The 15,709-nt window shown below is 70.5% G+C and carries 13 protein-coding genes; 6 read left to right on the top strand and 7 right to left on the bottom strand.

Annotated elements, in window-relative coordinates:
* Window positions 1-72 precede the first annotated feature (72 nt).
* Both ACFV9G_RS17800 and ACFV9G_RS17795 read left to right on the top strand, forming a co-directional pair.
* Window positions 73-1,296, top strand: coding sequence for a sensor histidine kinase (locus ACFV9G_RS17800; RefSeq protein ID WP_378728825.1), 1,224 nt, complete (start codon window positions 73-75; stop codon window positions 1,294-1,296).
* Window positions 1,289-1,924: a response regulator gene (locus ACFV9G_RS17795; protein WP_378728824.1), complete on the top strand. Its 636-nt coding sequence runs from the start codon at window positions 1,289-1,291 to the stop codon at window positions 1,922-1,924. The genes ACFV9G_RS17800 and ACFV9G_RS17795 overlap by 8 nt, the downstream gene beginning before the upstream one ends.
* Before the next feature lie 22 nt (window positions 1,925-1,946).
* Here ACFV9G_RS17795 and ACFV9G_RS17790 read toward each other — a convergent pair whose 3' ends face one another.
* The 3 genes from ACFV9G_RS17790 to ACFV9G_RS17780 form a co-directional block, all read right to left on the bottom strand.
* Complete coding sequence (locus tag ACFV9G_RS17790; RefSeq protein ID WP_378728823.1) at window positions 1,947-3,212, bottom strand: serine hydrolase domain-containing protein; 1,266 nt, start codon at window positions 3,210-3,212, stop codon at window positions 1,947-1,949.
* A gap of 95 nt (window positions 3,213-3,307) precedes the next feature.
* Window positions 3,308-4,261 (bottom strand): metallophosphoesterase, encoded by a 954-nt coding sequence (locus ACFV9G_RS17785; protein WP_378728822.1) that lies wholly within the window; start codon window positions 4,259-4,261, stop codon window positions 3,308-3,310.
* 9 nt (window positions 4,262-4,270) lie between these two features.
* Window positions 4,271-7,258, bottom strand: a complete 2,988-nt coding sequence (locus tag ACFV9G_RS17780; protein WP_378728821.1) for a hypothetical protein — start codon at window positions 7,256-7,258, stop codon at window positions 4,271-4,273.
* A gap of 110 nt (window positions 7,259-7,368) precedes the next feature.
* Here ACFV9G_RS17780 and ACFV9G_RS17775 point away from each other — a divergent pair, with 110 nt between their 5' ends.
* Window positions 7,369-8,535 carry a Fic family protein gene (locus tag ACFV9G_RS17775; protein WP_378728820.1) on the top strand — a complete coding sequence of 389 codons (1,167 nt, stop codon included), beginning with the start codon at window positions 7,369-7,371 and terminating at the stop codon, window positions 8,533-8,535.
* 129 nt (window positions 8,536-8,664) lie between these two features.
* On the opposite strand, the gene ACFV9G_RS17770 is transcribed toward ACFV9G_RS17775, so the two are convergent.
* Entirely contained in the window at window positions 8,665-9,231 is a 567-nt protein-coding gene (locus ACFV9G_RS17770) for a type III effector (protein WP_378728819.1), read from the bottom strand.
* A 329-nt stretch (window positions 9,232-9,560) separates the two neighbouring features.
* A complete protein-coding gene (locus ACFV9G_RS17765; protein WP_378728818.1) occupies window positions 9,561-10,109 on the bottom strand; it encodes a type III effector in 549 nt (182 codons plus the stop codon).
* Between the two features lie 271 nt (window positions 10,110-10,380).
* On the opposite strand from ACFV9G_RS17765, the gene ACFV9G_RS17760 reads away from it, so the two are divergent.
* Window positions 10,381-12,087: a hypothetical protein gene (locus tag ACFV9G_RS17760; RefSeq protein WP_378728816.1), complete on the top strand. Its 1,707-nt coding sequence runs from the start codon at window positions 10,381-10,383 to the stop codon at window positions 12,085-12,087.
* 80 nt (window positions 12,088-12,167) lie between these two features.
* A complete protein-coding gene (locus tag ACFV9G_RS17755) occupies window positions 12,168-13,073 on the top strand; it encodes a DMT family transporter (protein ID WP_378728814.1) in 906 nt (301 codons plus the stop codon).
* A gap of 18 nt (window positions 13,074-13,091) precedes the next feature.
* Here the strand turns inward: ACFV9G_RS17755 and ACFV9G_RS17750 are convergent, their stop codons facing one another.
* Both ACFV9G_RS17750 and ACFV9G_RS17745 read right to left on the bottom strand, forming a co-directional pair.
* Window positions 13,092-13,313, bottom strand: coding sequence for a hypothetical protein (locus ACFV9G_RS17750; protein WP_378728813.1), 222 nt, complete (start codon window positions 13,311-13,313; stop codon window positions 13,092-13,094).
* Window positions 13,314-13,409: 96 nt separating this feature from the next.
* Complete coding sequence (locus ACFV9G_RS17745; RefSeq protein WP_378728812.1) at window positions 13,410-14,585, bottom strand: glycosyltransferase; 1,176 nt, start codon at window positions 14,583-14,585, stop codon at window positions 13,410-13,412.
* Window positions 14,586-14,653: 68 nt separating this feature from the next.
* Here ACFV9G_RS17745 and ACFV9G_RS17740 point away from each other — a divergent pair, with 68 nt between their 5' ends.
* On the top strand, window positions 14,654-15,685 hold the full coding sequence (locus ACFV9G_RS17740; protein ID WP_378728811.1) for a pirin family protein: 1,032 nt from the start codon (window positions 14,654-14,656) through the stop codon (window positions 15,683-15,685).
* The last annotated feature ends 24 nt before the right edge of the window (window positions 15,686-15,709 follow it).

Raw genomic sequence — 15,709 nt, 5'->3', positions numbered from 1 at the left:
CCGTCCGGCGACACTCCGGATAGCCGATCGGATGATGCCTGGACCTCGTGACCGGCCTAGCCTGGAACGACCATGTCAACCGACGCCGTACCCAGTTCGCGAGCCGGTGGGATCCTGGCCGGCCAGTCGCTGCTGGACCGCTGGCTCCACATCTCACTGGTGGTGCTCGTCGTCGCCTCGGTCGCTCGCTATCTGCAGGGGCACGGCTTCGGCGACCAGGCCGAGGTGGTCCTGCCCGGCGCCGCCCTCCTCCTGATCGCGTACGCCGCGGGCCGCCGTCTCGCCGGCACGGCCGCGGTCGTGTGGCTGGCCGCTGTGGTCGCCTGCTGGACGGTGCTGGCGCTGATCGCGCCGTCGTTCTCGTGGGCCGCGGTGCCGCTGGTCTTCCTCGCGCTGCGGATCCTACCGTTCCGGTGGGCGGTGGCCGCCACAGCGTTCCTGGTCGCGGTCGTCGCGGTCGCCTGGAGCCGGATGACCGGCCTGGCCGACCCGACCGTCCTCCTCGGGCCGGTCTGTGTGGCCGTGCTCGCGGTGACCGCCTACCGGGCTCTCGAGCGCGACGCGGTCACCCGGCGCGCGCTCCTGGCAGACCTCGAGGCGGCTCAGGACGAGGTCGCCGACGCCGAGCGCCGAGCCGGTGTCGTGGCCGAGCGTGCCCGGCTGAGCCGGGAGATCCACGACAGCGTCGCCCAGGGCCTGACCAGCATCAACCTGCTGCTCCAGGCGGCCGACCAGGAGTGGGAGTCGCGCCCGGCCGATGCCCGTGGCCACGTCGACCAGGCGGCCGCCATGGCCCGCTCCTCGCTCGACGAGGCGCGACGGGTCGTCCGCGACCTCGCCCCCACCGAGCTGACCGGCGGATCGGCGCTGGTCACCGCCGTACGCCAGGTCGCCGACGACGTCGCCGCCACCACCGGGCTCAGCGTCCCGGTCCACGTCCACGGCGACCCGCACGAGGTCGGCGGCCGCGTCGCGACGGCCGTCGTCCGCACCCTGCGCGGCGCCCTCGCCAACGTCGCCGAGCACGCCGGCGCGACCACGGCGGTCGTCTCCCTCACGTTCCACGAGGGCGCGGTCGCCCTGGACGTACGCGACGACGGGACCGGGTTCGAGCCGGCCCGACTGAAGGAGTCCGATGGGCTGCGCGGACACGGCCTGGCCGGAATGCGGGCCCGCGCCCGCCTGCTGGGTGGAGACTTGGTCATCGAGAGCGCCCCGGGCGAGGGCACGGTGCTCGCGGCCTCGTTCGCGGCCGGACAGGCAGCATCCACTCAGGGGGAGGAACGTCGTGGCTGAGCAACGCATCCGGGTGGTGCTGGTGGACGACCATCCGGTCGTCCGGGCAGGCGTACGCGCCCTGGTCGATGCCCAGGACGACCTGGACGTGGTCGGCGAGGCGGCCGACTCGGCCCAGGCCGTCGCGGTCGTCGGCGAGACGAAGCCGGACGTCGTGCTGATGGACCTCAGCCTCGGCGACGGACCGGGCGGTGCGGAGACCACCCGGCTGGTCCGCGAGCTGCCGTCGCCGCCGCAGGTGCTGGTGCTGACGACCTATGACACCGAGGCCGACGTGCTCGACGCCGTCGACGCCGGTGCGGCGGGCTACCTGCTCAAGGACGCGCCGCCCGACGAGCTGTTCCGCGCCATCCGGGGCACCGCACGAGGAGAGACGGTGCTGGCGCCCTCGGTCGCCACCCGGCTGCTGCAGCGGGCCGCCTCGCCGGCACCGAAGGTGAGCCCGCGCGAGGTCGAGATCCTGCGGCTGCTCGCCAAGGGCCTGGGCAACAAGGAGATGGCCCGCGAGCTGCTGGTCAGCGAGGCGACGGTCAAGTCACACCTCTCCCACATCTACACCAAGCTCGGCGTCGACACCCGAGCCGGCGCCGTCGCCACGGCCATTGAGCGCCGCATCCTGCGACCCTGACCGGGCGACGGCGAACCGGGCTTCAGCAGGTCGCGAGCAGCATCGGCTCCAGCAGGAGGCCGAGGTCGTAGGGCGGCTCGGTGGCGCCGGTGTAGTCGCGGCCGGTCCAGGCGAGGGTGACCTGACGTTCGCCGTCGCGCGAGCTCCAGTTGATCGACTGGGTGCCGAAGTGGGCGCCGTCGTGGCCGTAGAGGTATTCACCCTCCGTGCAGGGGTCGGCGACGCGATAGATGCCCAGTCCGTAATCGGGGTCGGCGCTGCCCGAGCGAGGGGGGAGCATGGCGTCGACCGAGGCCGGTGAGACCAGCTCACCGGTCAGCAGCGCCTCGTTGAGCGAGGCCAGGTCACGGGTGGTGCTGGTCGCGGCGCCGGAGGCGTGGAAGACGCTCGGGTCCAGGTCGGTCAGGGCCCGCCATCCGGTCTGGTCGATCTTGGCCGCACCCTCGAGGAACGGTCCGCGGTTGTGCGAGGTCTTCGGGTAGTCGGTGCGGAGCATGCCGGCCGGCCAGAAGATGCGCCGGTGGAGCAGGTCATCGAGATCTCGGCCGGTCTCCTTCTCGAGCATGACGCCGAGGGCGACGTAGCCGTAGTTGGAGTAGGAGAAGTCGGTGCCCGGCTCGAAGAGCCAGGGGACCGAGCGCATCGCGGCCAGGTGCTCGGCCTCGGTGTAGTGCTGACCGACGGCGTCGATGAGCTGCTCCAACGAGTCGGGGTCCTCGACGCGGGTCAGCAGCAGCTCCTCGGGGCCGCGCGGGGCCCCGGAGCGGTGGCTGAGCAGATGCTCGATCGTGACGCCGGCAGGAAAGATCCCGGGCAGTACGTCCTCGGCCGGGGTGTCCAGACTCCAGGTGCCGCGCTCGACCTCCTGCATGACCAGGGTCGCGATCATCGTCTTGGTGTTGCTGGCGACGTGGAACCTGTCGAAGGCCCGGACGTCGCGCTCGGTGCCCGCCTCGCGTACGCCGCCTGTCCCCGTCCACGTCAGACCCGGAGCCTCGACCCGGGCGGTGACGCCGAGGGCGCCGTCGGCGACGACCGCGTCGACGGCTCGGTCGAGCTCGGCGGCAGCCGGAGTCGACGAGCGGGTCTTGAACCCCTGCTGCTTGGCCGCCGCCCGCTCGGCGATCGCGGTCGCTTCCCGGGTCAGCGCGGTCGGGTCCGGCGCTAAGGCCGCGGCCCCGCGATCAGGATCGGGATCGGGCTGGGCGTACGCGGCCGGCACGGCCGTCAGAGGAAGAAGCACCGCGGCGATCGCTGCGGCGCCCGTGCGGACGATGGTCCGAGACATGGCTGCTCCTGTCGTCGTTGACGTTTCGCAGCCATCGTTGCGGGCCCGGACGTACGCCCACATCAGCCTCGAGGCGGAGATCGAGGCGGCGCGGGTCAGTCTCGAAGCTGACGCCGCAGGGCGCGCGCGGCCTTGCCCTTGCGGGAGAAGAGGTCGCGTCGCTCGGCGGCGGTCATCGCGGCCAGCTTCTCGACGACCGAGGACGGGAAGCCGGCGACCTCGGGGGACTCGCTGGTGGGCACGGTGGTGTGCACGACCGGGGCACCGGGGACGCCACCGGCGCCTTCGTCGTAGAGGTGGACCAGCGAGATCGCCTGGTGGCCGGAGACGGCCGAGGAGAACCGGTCGGCGGTCGCGGGGGCGGCGGCGAAGCAGCTCGCGGAGGCGACCGAGACCGGGATGCCGGCGAAGGTGGTGTTGGTCGAGTAGTGCAGGTGACCGGCCAGGATGGAGCGTACGTCGCTGCCCGCCAGCACCGGGGCGAGCCGGTCCTGGCCGTCGAGCTCGATGATCACGCTGGCATCGTTGAGGGGGAGCGGCGCCGGTGGATGGTGCATCGTCAGCAGCGTGCCGTGTGGCGCCGGCTCCTTCAGCACCCCGGCCAGCCACTCGAGCTGCGAGTCGTCGATGTCGCCGTGGTGCCAGCCGGGCACGGTGGTGTCCAGGGCGATGATCCGCAGGCCCGCGACCTCGTGGACGCGACCCTGCGGGGCGTCCGAGGCCTCCCCGAAGAGCACCTCGGAGTAGACCTCGCGTTCATCGTGGTTGCCCATCACCCAGACGATCTCCGCGCCGAACTCGGCCGCGACCGGCTCCACCTGCTCGCGAAGACGCACGTAGGCACCGCGCTCGCCCAGGTCGGCGAGGTCGCCGGTGAAGACGATCGCCTGCGGCGGCGTGGGCATCCCGCGCAGCCGCGCCAGGGCCCGCTGGAACCCGGGCGCGGGGTCCACCTTGCCGTAGATCCGCCGCTCGTCACCGGCGTAGAGATGGGTGTCGGAGAGGTGGGCGATCGTGTGGCGTGGAGCGGGATACTGGCCGAACTGCACCTGGCCAGACTAGCGCCGAAGCCGCGCGCTCAGGCCGACCCCGACCAGCGCGGCGGCCGCTCCGCAACCGACGGCGAACCAGGGCAGGCTCGTCGGGATGCCGAGATGCACGGTGATGCCGAGGATGCGCGAGAGCCCCCAGGGGATGAGCGCCAGCTGGTCGTTCCAGACGGTCAGGGCACGTTCGGTGCCCATCATCGCGACACCCGCGCCGCCGAGGACGACCGGGACCCCGGCCGCGATCAGGACGCGTCCTACGGCGGCCCGACGAGTGAACCCGTAGGCACTTCGCAGAGCCAGCGCCGTGGCGACGAACAGCAGGCCGAAACCGGCGAACGCGACGGTGATGTAGAACGTCCGGGGGGCCGGCTCGGTCCAGAAGAGATACCAGTAGCGCCCCGGTCCGCGGTTGGCGAGGGCGGCCATCAGGATCACCGACCGGACCAGGGCGATCCCGCCGACGACCGCCCAGAGCGCGAAGGGGTCGCGACGCCCGATCAGGAGCCGTAGCGTCAGCGCGAACAGCAACCAGGCGCCCAGCGTCACGACGAGATGCGCAGGCGCTGCGAACCACGTCAGCGTCGCCCGGCCGAGAACCAGCACCACCAGGGGCAGAACCAGGACCGCCGCCCGCTCCCAGCGTCGCGGCGGCACCTCCCGCAACGCCCGCCCCAACCGCCACGGCCGAGTCACCGCGATCCGCAACGGCCTGACCAGGATCAGCCCGGCCACGGAGAGCACGAGCAGCCCACGGGCGAGCCAGGCCATCGCCGGATCCCGGTCGGCCCGCCTCGCCCCGATGTCGGCGGCGGTGAACTGGAAGGCGGGGTGGGCCTGGTCGTCGCCGTAGGTCGACACGTGAGACGCGCGGGACTTCTCGAACGCCGCCCGCGCCGACTGCCATCGCTCGCGTGCCTGGGATGTTCCGGCGTCGAGCCATTCGGCGTGATACATCGTCATCGCGCGGTAGTCGTCGAGGACACGGAACAGGTTGATCTCGTAGTCGATCGAGGCGAGGAGCTCCTTGCGCAGCAAGGGATCTCGCCAGGTCGACGGATCGGTCCCGGCGATGATCCGCCGCATCGACTCGGCCGTCTCGATCGCGTCCCGGCCGCCCTCGGCGGCCTCCTCCAGGCGGTCCTTGCTGATCGCGTAGACGCTGCTGAGGACGGCCGTGTCGCCGGTGACGATGTCCCACTCGAACAGCCAGGTCTGGGGCGGGATCTCGAGACCGAGCGCGCGCACCCGGTTCTCGGCGAACGGCTCGATGTAGAGCCCGTCGAGCACGGCCTCGCGCGAGAGCGCCATCGCCTCCCCGATCGCCTGCACCGTGTCCGGGTCTGAGCTGAACGTCTCGCGCGCCCAGTCGGCGGTGATCTCGCCCGGATCGGCCGAGGTGTCCCAGGCGAGCCGTGAGGCTGCGTACGAGTTCAGGTCCCACAGCTGCCAGAAGCCCTCGCGGAGGTAGAGCGTCCGCGGCCCGGCGTGGATCGGGCCGCCGTCCTGGTTCCAGGTCCACACCCCCTCGATGTCGGGGTTGGTCGTGACCAGGTGGGTCAGGGCCGCCGAGTAGGCGGCAGCCAGGTCGTTCGGGAGCGCGCCGAACCCCTCGAACTCGCGCCGGCTCTGCAGCTCGACGATGCGCCGGTGGCCGCCGACCTCGAGGGTCGGGTTCAAGGGGAGGAAGGAGTAGAAGTCGCCGGCGACGTGCTTCGTCGAGACGATCAGCGCATCGCTGTGCACGTCACCGAGAACCTCCTCGTACGAGGCGGGGTTGGTGTGCAGGTCGCCGACGGCGCCGACGCCGACGCTCCAGGTCCGAAAGATGATCTCTCGATCCTGGCGCTCGGCGACGGTCGTGAACGCGTCGAGCATCGCCTTGACCGCCGTGGGCGTCGTGACCTCGATCTGCGACCAGTAGTCCCAGCCGGGCAGCTGGTAGATCCGGCCGCCCTCGCCGATGCGGATCATCAACCCGTCGACGTAGGGCATCTCGGCGAGGAGCTCCTCGAGCCCGGCGGCGTAGATGTCCCAGAGCTCCGGGTCCTCGGCGTCGAGACCGTGCTCGTCGAGGTAGCGCTGGAGCGGCGTGGACAGGGCGAGCATGTCGGTACCGAGGTAGACGCTCATCCCGGCGTCGTGGGCGTAGCGCCACATCGAGCCGAAGTGCTCGCGCATCGCGAGCGCTCTGGCGACGTGCGGATCCTCGGCGGTCGGATAGATCTCGTCGCCATAGAACTCGTCACCGTCCCCGAAGCGGTCGAACGTCACGTACTCGAGGAATCCGGGCATGACGATGCCGTTGTAGCCCCGGGCGAGCTGATGATCGACGTACGTCCGGAACTGCTCGGCGTCCTCGGCGAGCGCCTCGGTGTCGACGAACGGGGCGTCCGAGAGGATCGCGTCGGAGAACTGGCCGCTGTTGTGCGAGTACTCCTCGCCCGTACGCCAGTCGGTGGCCTTCCCGGGAACGCCGGCCGCACCCTTGTCGACCAGGCGCAGCGGGAGGTCCGGCTGCTGCACCTCGCCGTCCTCGTCGGGGGCGAGGAGCGGACGGGCCGTGCGTACGCGGTCGGCCAGCTGGAAGAGCCCGGCTGCGGCGCCCGCCGCGTCGGTGGCCTCGAGGTGGATGTCGGGGCCGTCGCTCGTGGCCCGGTAGGCCTCGGGCCCGGCGCCCTCGCCGAGGTCGGTCCCCGTCGCCACGGTCAGCGTGCCGTCGGCCTCGGCTCCGGAGTCGTCGACGGCCTTCCGGAACGCCGCGGCCGCGTGCCGGACCCGGGGACCCGCCTCGTCCTCGGCCAGCTGTACCCGGCCGACGGTGGGTGCGGTCGCCGTCCGTGCCGGCGCGACGCTCGCCGTCTCGGGCGCTGCCGCGACCGGCTCGGCGCTGATCCCGAGGAAGCCGGAGACCTGGGTGGCGAGCACGAATCCGACCGCCAGCAGGAGGACGAGCGAGGCGATCAGGATCGCCGGTGCCCGTCGAGCACGCGTTCTCACGCGTGGATCGTAGGGGACGGTTGGATGTTGGCGGGCAGCTTCCAAGAGCCACTTGGAGGTTCCCGTCAACTTCCAACTCGAACGATCTCTGAGTGGTAAGTTGACCGGCCATGGATCCGGAGAGGTACGACGCTCCGCAGTTCGGCCGGGCGACCCGTGAACCGGGGAACAAGTGGGCCTACTGGTACTACCGCCCCGCCCACATCCCGCGTGACCTGGCGTTACAGCCACTCACGGTGAAGGCGCTCTCGGACGCCGACGCCGCGCTGGGGCGCCTCCAGGGAGTGAGCGCGCTGATCCAGGATCCCGAGCTGCTGATCGGGCCCTACCTGACCCAGGAGGCGGTCGCCTCCTCCCGGATCGAGGGCACCCAGACCTCGCTGGAGGAGGTCCTCCAGGACGAGGTCAGCGGTCAGGCGACCAGGAGCGAGGACGTCGCCGAGGTCAAGGCCTACCTCGCCGCGACCCGCCAGGGCTTCGAGCTCATCGAGAGCTGGCCGCTCAGCCAACGGCTCGTCCTCGAGCTCCACAAGACGCTCCTGACCGGCGTCCGGGGGCACGAGCGCCACCCTGGTGAGTTCCGGCGGACCCCGGTCTGGGTCGGGTCGCCGACCGACAACCCCATGACCGCCGCGTACGTCCCGCCCCTCCCTCCCGACCTGCCGGAGCTGATCGCCGACTGGGAGGCGTACGTCAACGTCCCCGACCTCAGCCCGACGCTGGTGCGGTGCGCGCTGATGCACTACCAGTTCGAGACGATCCACCCGTTCCTCGACGGCAACGGGCGCATCGGGCGGCTGCTGATCAACCTGATGCTGATGGAGGAGGGGCGGATGACCACGCCGCTGCTCTATCTCTCGGGCTACATCGAGGCCCACCGCCAGACCTACTACCAGCGGCTGCAGAGCGTCCGGGAGCGTGGTGAGATGCAGCAGTGGCTGCAGTTCTTCCTCACCGCGGTGCGACGCTCGGCCGAGGACGCCACGACCAGATCCGAGCGCCTGGTCGCGCTCCGGGAGAGCTATCTCGACGAGGCCGCCACCTCCCGCGCCAACCTGTCCGGGCTGGTCACGCTGCTGTTCGCCAACCCCTACCTGACCGTCAAGCGCGTCCAGGACGCGACCGGCCTGACCAACCAGGGTGCCCGCAACCTGATCCAGGACGCCGAGCGGCGCGGGTGGATCGAGGCGGCCGGCCGGTCGGGTCGAGGCGGCCGTCACTACTGGATCGCCAGAGCGGTGATGGACGTGATCGAGGAGCCGTTGGCGTACGACTGAACCTGAAGACTGAACCTGACGGAAAACGTGCAGGTGGCCCTGGCTGTGCACGAATGCACGCCCAGGGCCACCTGTGTGCCGTTGCCGAGCGGTCGGTAGGGGGTGATCACTCGGCCACGGTCAGTTACCTCAGAAGGAGCCGAGAGGAGCCATCGGGTTCGGGACCGCGCCGACGGGGAGGCCGTCGAGGGCCGGGTTCTCCATGGGGAGCAGGAAGGAGACCTGGTCCAGCTCGCTGTCGGACAGCTCGCTCGGGAGCGCCCCGCCCGTGATCTTGTCCATGACGATGCCCGGGGCACCGACGTAGGCACCGGAGACGACCAGGGCGGCACCGTTGCCGACCTGGTGCGCGCCACCGTCCCAGTTCACCCAGGCCTTCTTCTGCGCCGGGCTCAGCTCGTCGCCGGTGGCACCCATCAGGATGAGGCCCGGGGCGCCGACCCAGGCGCCGGAGACCATGCGAGCGGCGCCGCCGGTGGCCTGGCCGGCGCCACAGATGAAGCTGGCCCAGGCCTTCTGGCTCGAGGGCGAGAGGTCCGAGGCGCCGGAGGAGTTCTCCGCGATGCACTCGGCCTCGGTGCGGTTGTGGTGGGTGCCCTCGTCCGCCGTGGCGGTACCGGCGGTCAGTGCGATGGCGACACCCGAGAAGGCGGCGACGGCCGCGGTGCGGCGGAGCAGCCCTGTCATCTTGTTCATTTCGTACCTTTCATCGATCAATTCGAATTGAAACATCACGCACGGACGCGACCCCCGGATCGATGCAGTATCGATACGTTCGCATCCGGGAAGTGATGCTAGGAGCATCAACGGTTGTCACGGCAACTCGACACGGCTGATTTCATGTCAAATAGTGACGAATGAAATGTAATGACGTAATTTTCGACAAACTGCAACGTTCTTGTTTGAAGGTGCGTAAATGCGCAGATGGCCCGGCCGTGCAGGAGTGCACGCCTGGGCCATCTGTGGACGGAGCCGATCGAATCGTGGTGGGAGCTACGATCGGTCGGCCTCGGTCATGCCGGCTCTCAGAAGGAGCCGAGAGGAGCCATCGGGTTCGGGATCTGCTCGGTCGGAACACCGTCGAGCGCCGGGCTGCCCTCAGGGATGAGGAACGAGACCTGCTCGAGCTCGGCCGGCGACAGGTCGCCCGGGGTCGCCCCGCCGGCGATCTGGTCGAGGATGATGCCCGGCGCGCCGACGTAGGCACCCGCGACCATCATCGCGGCACCCTCGCCGATCTTCTGCCCGCCCTCGTCCCAGTTCGCCCAGGCTGCAGCCTGCTCCGGGGTGATCGGGGAGCCGGTGGCGCCGGCGAGGATCAGGCCGGGAGCGCCGACCCAGGCACCGCTGACCATCTGGGCAGCGCCGCCGGTGATGTACGAGCCGCCGAGGATGAAGTCGGCCCAGGCCTTCTCGGACGAGGGAGAGAGGTCCGCGGTCGCGGTGCTGACGGCAGTGGTGGTGTCAGCGGTGACCGGAGCGGCCTCGGCTGCTCCCATGGTCAGTGCGAAGGCGACACCCGAGAAGGCGGCGACGGCCGCGGTGCGGCGGAGCAGCCCTGTCTTCTTGCTCATTTCATACCTTTCGTCGTCAATTCGAATTGATCGCAACGCGGTCTATGAGTCGGAAACACTCGCTTACGACACGTCCGCGTGCGCTTCATGACGCTAGGGACACCCAGTGGCCGGATGTCCGTGCGACACGGCATCGCAATTACCAAGTAGAGGTAAACGTTCCATACCGCCTGGTAATACCGTGCCGGGTTGGGTTAATCGCTTCTCGGGGCGGGACGGGCACGCTAGATTGCCGCGTCCTCTTCTCGGGACCCCCACCATGAAGGCCTCGATGAGCTCGGCACCGTACGCACCAGTGATCACTGATTCCCGTCGACCGAGGAAGGGCGGCAAGGTCGTCCTGTCGGTCCTCCTCGGCCTCTTCGGCGCGCCGCTCCTTCTCCTCGGAGCGGGCCTGGCCATCGCGGCCGGTCCCGACGACGTGGTGATGGGCAAGGAGACGCCGATCGAGCAGGGCGCGGCGTACTCCACGCCGGAGGCGTTCGCCTTCGACCGGCTTCCGGTGACCGTCCGTGTGAAGGCGATGGGGGAGGCGTACGTCGGTGTGGGCAACCCCGTCGACGTCCTCGACGTCGTCAAGGGCACCGATGCCGTCGAGATCGCCAAGACCCCGTTGACCAGGGTCAGCGGTTCCGCCGGCTCGGGGGAGGTCGTGCCGGATGCGTCGCAGGCGCCGTGGTGGCGCGAGAAGGTCTCGGGCTCCGGGACTCAGGAGCTGAACGTGACGCTCACCGGGGAGCCGGTCTCGTTCCTGGCCGCGAGCCGGGACGGTGCGCCGATCAAGCTCGCCTTCGGATATCGGATCGACGGGCTCTTCGTGGTCGCCCTGGGTGTTGCCGGCCTCGGTGCTCTGCTGGTGGTCGGCGCCGTCGCCCTGCTGCTGACCGGGAGGCGGGAGCGCCCGGACGAGTGGCAGCCGCCCCGGCCGTCGGCTTCGTACGCCCACCCGCCCCACCCCGCCCACGCTCAGCCGATCCACCCGGCTCCGGTCCACCCGGCCATGCCACGCCCACCCGCCGGAGGGCTCTACCGCCGTCTGGGCATGGCGGCCGGGGTCGGTGTCGTGGCGTTCTCGCTCACCGGGTGCTCGATGCCAGCGTCCGTCGAGCTCGACGCAGCCAGCAAGGTCTCGCTGCGGAGGGACGACGTCGCGGACCTCATCAAGGACTGGAACAAGCGCAACAACAAGGCGATCAAGGCCAACCAGCCCGGGAGGTGGAAGGCCGAGGCATGGGCCCGGGCCGACAGTGGCCCGGTTCTGGCCAAGGACCAGCTCACCTCCGCGGTGAACGAGGGCTTCGACGTCCGGGACCGTCCGCCCACCTGGACGGCGGTGCCGGGACGGGTCTGGTCCGTGCAGCTCGGCGAGTACCCGATGTGGGCCGTCGTGGAGGTCAGTGTCAAGGGTGCGAAGAAGCCGAAGCTGACCCGCCTGGCCGTCTACGAGCAGCAGGACGCCCTGTCCCCCTGGAAGGTACGCAGCAGCGTCGGGGTCAAGAAGAAGGCCGTTCCGCCCGAGGTCGAGGGCGCTGCCCCGCTCTCGACCTCGGCGACGAAGCGGGTCGAGGAGATCGCCGCGGAGATCGACGCCTACCTCGAGAAGCCTAGGAAGATCGATGGCCTCGACGGGTTCAAGAAACTCGCCGAGCCAGGCGACGAGATCTCCGCGTACGCCTCGGACATGGGTGTCGACATGGTCAGGACGACCGCCGAGCCGTTCGACAGGGCGAGCACCCGCATGGTGCAGACGTCCGAGGGCGTCCTCGCGATGTTGGACTTCACGACCGACACCGTCGTCGGCGGCCAGGGCACCGAGTGGGAGTGGAACCCGCCCTATGACGAGTTCCGCAGCCGGGCCGGCAAGAACCTGTCCATCCGGACCGCGGTGACGGTCGCGGTGCTGGTTCGGACGGACGGCGACCCGTCGGTCCTCGGGGTCGAGTACGGCGAGATCATGGGCGCGAAGGTGAAGGGCTGACCCTCAGGGTTCATCCGCTGATCGCGCGGTGCTCGCGTCGGCGGCAGACGGGCTTTCCTCGCGGGGCCTAGCGTCGAAGCATGGATCATGCTGCGGCCGTGAGCCTGGCCATCGGCGCATGCGTCCTGTTCTCGCTCTCCGCCGCGGTTCAGCAGCGCGCCAGCGCGCTCGCGCCCGGACGAAGCGGCGGGATCTCAGGTGTCGAGCAGCTGATGCTGGCGCTGGTGCGCAGCCCGCTGTGGGTCGTCGGCGCGGTGATCAACGCGATCGGCTTCGGGGTGCAGGCGGTCGCGCTCCATCTGGGGTCGGTCTCGGTGGTGCAGTCGGTGATGCCCACGCAGCTGCTCTTCGCGCTGGTCTTCGCCTCGATCGCCGCCCGTCACTGGCCGACGGCTTACGACTGGGTCAGCGGGGCCGCGATCTGTGGCGGCGTGATCCTGCTGGTCACCGACGACCACCGCGGTGGCACCTATGCCGACGTCGGTCGCGTCGCGCTCTTCGCCGGGTGCGTGGCGGTCGTGATCTGCGTACTCCTGCTGGTGGCCCATCGGTTCCCGCCGCCGATCGCGGCCGCGACCACGGCGGTCGCGGCCGGCTGCTCGTTCGCGACGACCTCGGTGCTGCTGAAGATCACCGCCGACCGGGCCGCCGCCGACGGGTTCCCCGGGTTGCTGACGCTACCGGCGTTCTACGGCCTGCTGTGCACCTGCGGCCTCGGGATCGTGCTCACCCAGGCGGCGCTCGCCGCCGGCCCGCTGCCGTGGGCGATGGCGGCCATGACCATCACCAACCCCACCGTCTCGTACGTCGCCGCGGTGGTCGCCTTCGGTGCCTCCGCCCCCACACTGTGGGTCGCGGTGAGCGCCGGGGCGCTGCTGGTCACCGGGATCGTCGGGCTCGCCCGGTCGCGATCTGCGGACAGGTGGACCCCGGTGCAGCCGGAGCCACCCGGGACCTCCCCGGAGCGATTCACCGCTCGGAGGTGAACCGCTCGAAGGCGTGCCTCAGGCTCGCTCTTGCATCGATCGCGGCCACGAGCGCCGCCTGGTCGACCTGGGCTTGAGGTGCTCGGGCAGCGCGCTGATGTAGGGCGCGGCGTGCCGGCATTCACCACAGGTGACGTCTCGATAGTCGTAGGAGGTCGGCGGATCTTCTCCGTACGCCCGACACACCGGCCCGAAGGAGTCGGCGAAGTGCGTGCGCTGTTGCGTCGTCAGCTCGCTCATGTGCGCCTCACGTGGTCGTTGGCCTGGAAGGGTCACAGCAGGGTAACGGCTTCCCAACAGGAGGTGCGCTCCGACACTCTGACGATCCGGCCCCGTTCACGCATAGCGCCGGGAGCGCCGAGCAGCTTGCCGCTGCCGCGAGCGCGCGAGGAGATAGGTCGGCGCGGTCTCCCGAGCGAGGCGGGAGTGAAGCTCCAGCATCTCCTCGATCGTGCGCGACCACGGGAACTGCTCGGCCCGCTCGCGAGCCGCGTGACGGGTCGCCATCACCGGTCGCTCGGCGACGTCGATGACCGCGTCGGCCAGCGCCGCCGGGTGGGCGGCCGCCCAGGCCCCGCACCGGGGATCGATGAGCTCGCGGGCGCCGCCGCGGTCGGCGGTCACGACCGGCGTACCGCTGGCCAGGGCCTCCAGGACGGCCAGTCCGAAGGTCTCGCGGGGGCAGACCGAGAGGGCCACATCGGCCTCGGCCAGCGCTCGGGCGATCCGGTGGCGGTCGGAGACGTGCCCGTGGAAGACGACCGGCGCGCCGGCGGCGAGGGCCTCGATCTCGGCACGGTGCGGCCCGTCGCCGTAGACGTCCATGCGTACGTCGAACCCGCGCCGATGCAGCTCGACGGCGGTGGCGACGGCGAGGTCGGGGGACTTCTCGCGGGAGAGGCGTCCGACGTGGATGAGTCTCAGGGTGTCGTCGCGGTGCCCGAGCGAGGGGGAGAAGTTGTCGAGGTCGACGCCCAGCGGCACCTGGGCGATCGGGCACCCGACGGTCGCGGCCAGCGGCTCGAACTCGTGCCGGGCGTAGTCGGAGGTCACCAGCACCTGGTCGAAGGAACGCACGAGCATCCGGTTGAGCAGCGCGGTGGAGACCTTCGAGGTGGCGTCCATGCCGGTGTAGGTGGGCATGTACTCGTCGAGGCGCTCGTGGGAGAAGAGGACCGTCCCGATCCCCTGACGCCGAGCCCAGCGGGAGACGGGCAGCATCGTGAACTTGTCGCTGACCTCGAGGCTCGTCGGGTTGAAGCGGGTCAGCACGTCGGTCACCCGCCACGGCTCGATGATCAGCCGGTAGCCGCCGCCCACGCGCGGCGCTCTCAGCTGCACCACCTCACCGAGGGCGGTCGTGGTGACCGAGTCGTACGGGCCGGGGACGACGAGAAGCCGGTCGTGGCCCGCCTCGAGATAGCCACGGGCGAGGGCCTCCAGAGCCGTCTTCATGCCGCCGGAGGTGGGGCCGACGAAGTTCGCGAGCTGAGCGATGAGCACGGGCCACATCGTGTGGCATCGAGGTAGCCCTCCGGCGACCTCGATGTGACGCAGGCATGGCGAGTAGCGTTCAGAGCATGACCAACCTGGACGCACACCCCACGCCCATCGAGTGTGTCGGTGGGACCGGCGACGAAGGCGTCGAGATCCAGATCATCACTCCGCGCGACGTGCCCCTGGGCGGTCCGCGAGCGATGAACGTACGCCGCACCCTGCCCGCCCGCGCTCGCTCGCTGATCGGCGCGTGGTGCTTCCTGGACCACTACGGTCCCGATGACGTCGTCGTCTCCGGCGGGATGGAGGTGCCGCCCCACCCGCACACCGGGCTGGCGACGGTCTCCTGGCTGTTCACCGGCGAGATCGAGCACCGCGACTCGGTCGGCACCGTGGCGATGGTGCGCCCGGGCGAGGTCAACCTGATGACCGCCGGACGCGGGATCTCCCACTCGGAGAACTCCACCCCCGAGACCACCGTCCTGCACGGCGCGCAGCTGTGGGTCGCGCTGCCGGACGAGTTCCGCGACGTCGAGCCGGGGTTCCAGAACCACGCGCCCACGCCGATCGAGCGCGACGGCGCGACCGTGCGGGTCTTCATGGGGTCGCTCCTCGGCGTCACCTCGCCGGTACGGACCCACTCCGAGATCCTCGGTGCCGAGATCCTGCTCGAGCCCGGCACCCGGCTCGAGATCCCGGTCGACGACCGGTTCGAGCACGGCGTACTCGTGGACACCGGCGAGGTGTCGATGACCGGTCTGGGCGCGTCCGGTCCGGCCTCGGCCGAGGTGGAGAAGGACTCTCTCGCCTACGCCCCTCCCGGTGCCACCACGCTGATCCTGCAGGCCGGTGAGGCGTGGACCCGGCTGCTCCTCCTCGGCGGTACGCCGTTCGGCGAGTCGATCATCATGTGGTGGAACTTCGTCGGGCGCACCCACGAGGAGGTCGTCGGCTACCGCGAGGAGTGGCAGGGCCAGGTCACCCGCGGTGGCGGCGAGCTGGTCGAGGACTCCCAGGACCTGGCCGAGGGCCGTTTCGGCGTCGTCGAGGGCAACCACCAGCGGCCGATCCCGGCACCCCCGCTTCCCAACGCACGCCTGCGCTCGCGGTCTTAGGCGGCGTCGAGCGTCGTGCTTAGA

The sequence above is a fragment of the Nocardioides sp. NPDC059952 genome (assembly GCF_042730435.1).
In the GTDB taxonomy this organism is placed as follows: Bacteria; Actinomycetota; Actinomycetes; order Propionibacteriales; family Nocardioidaceae; genus Nocardioides.
The sequence above is the reverse complement of the archived record's forward strand: the minus strand, read 5'-3'. Positions and strand labels throughout refer to the sequence as shown.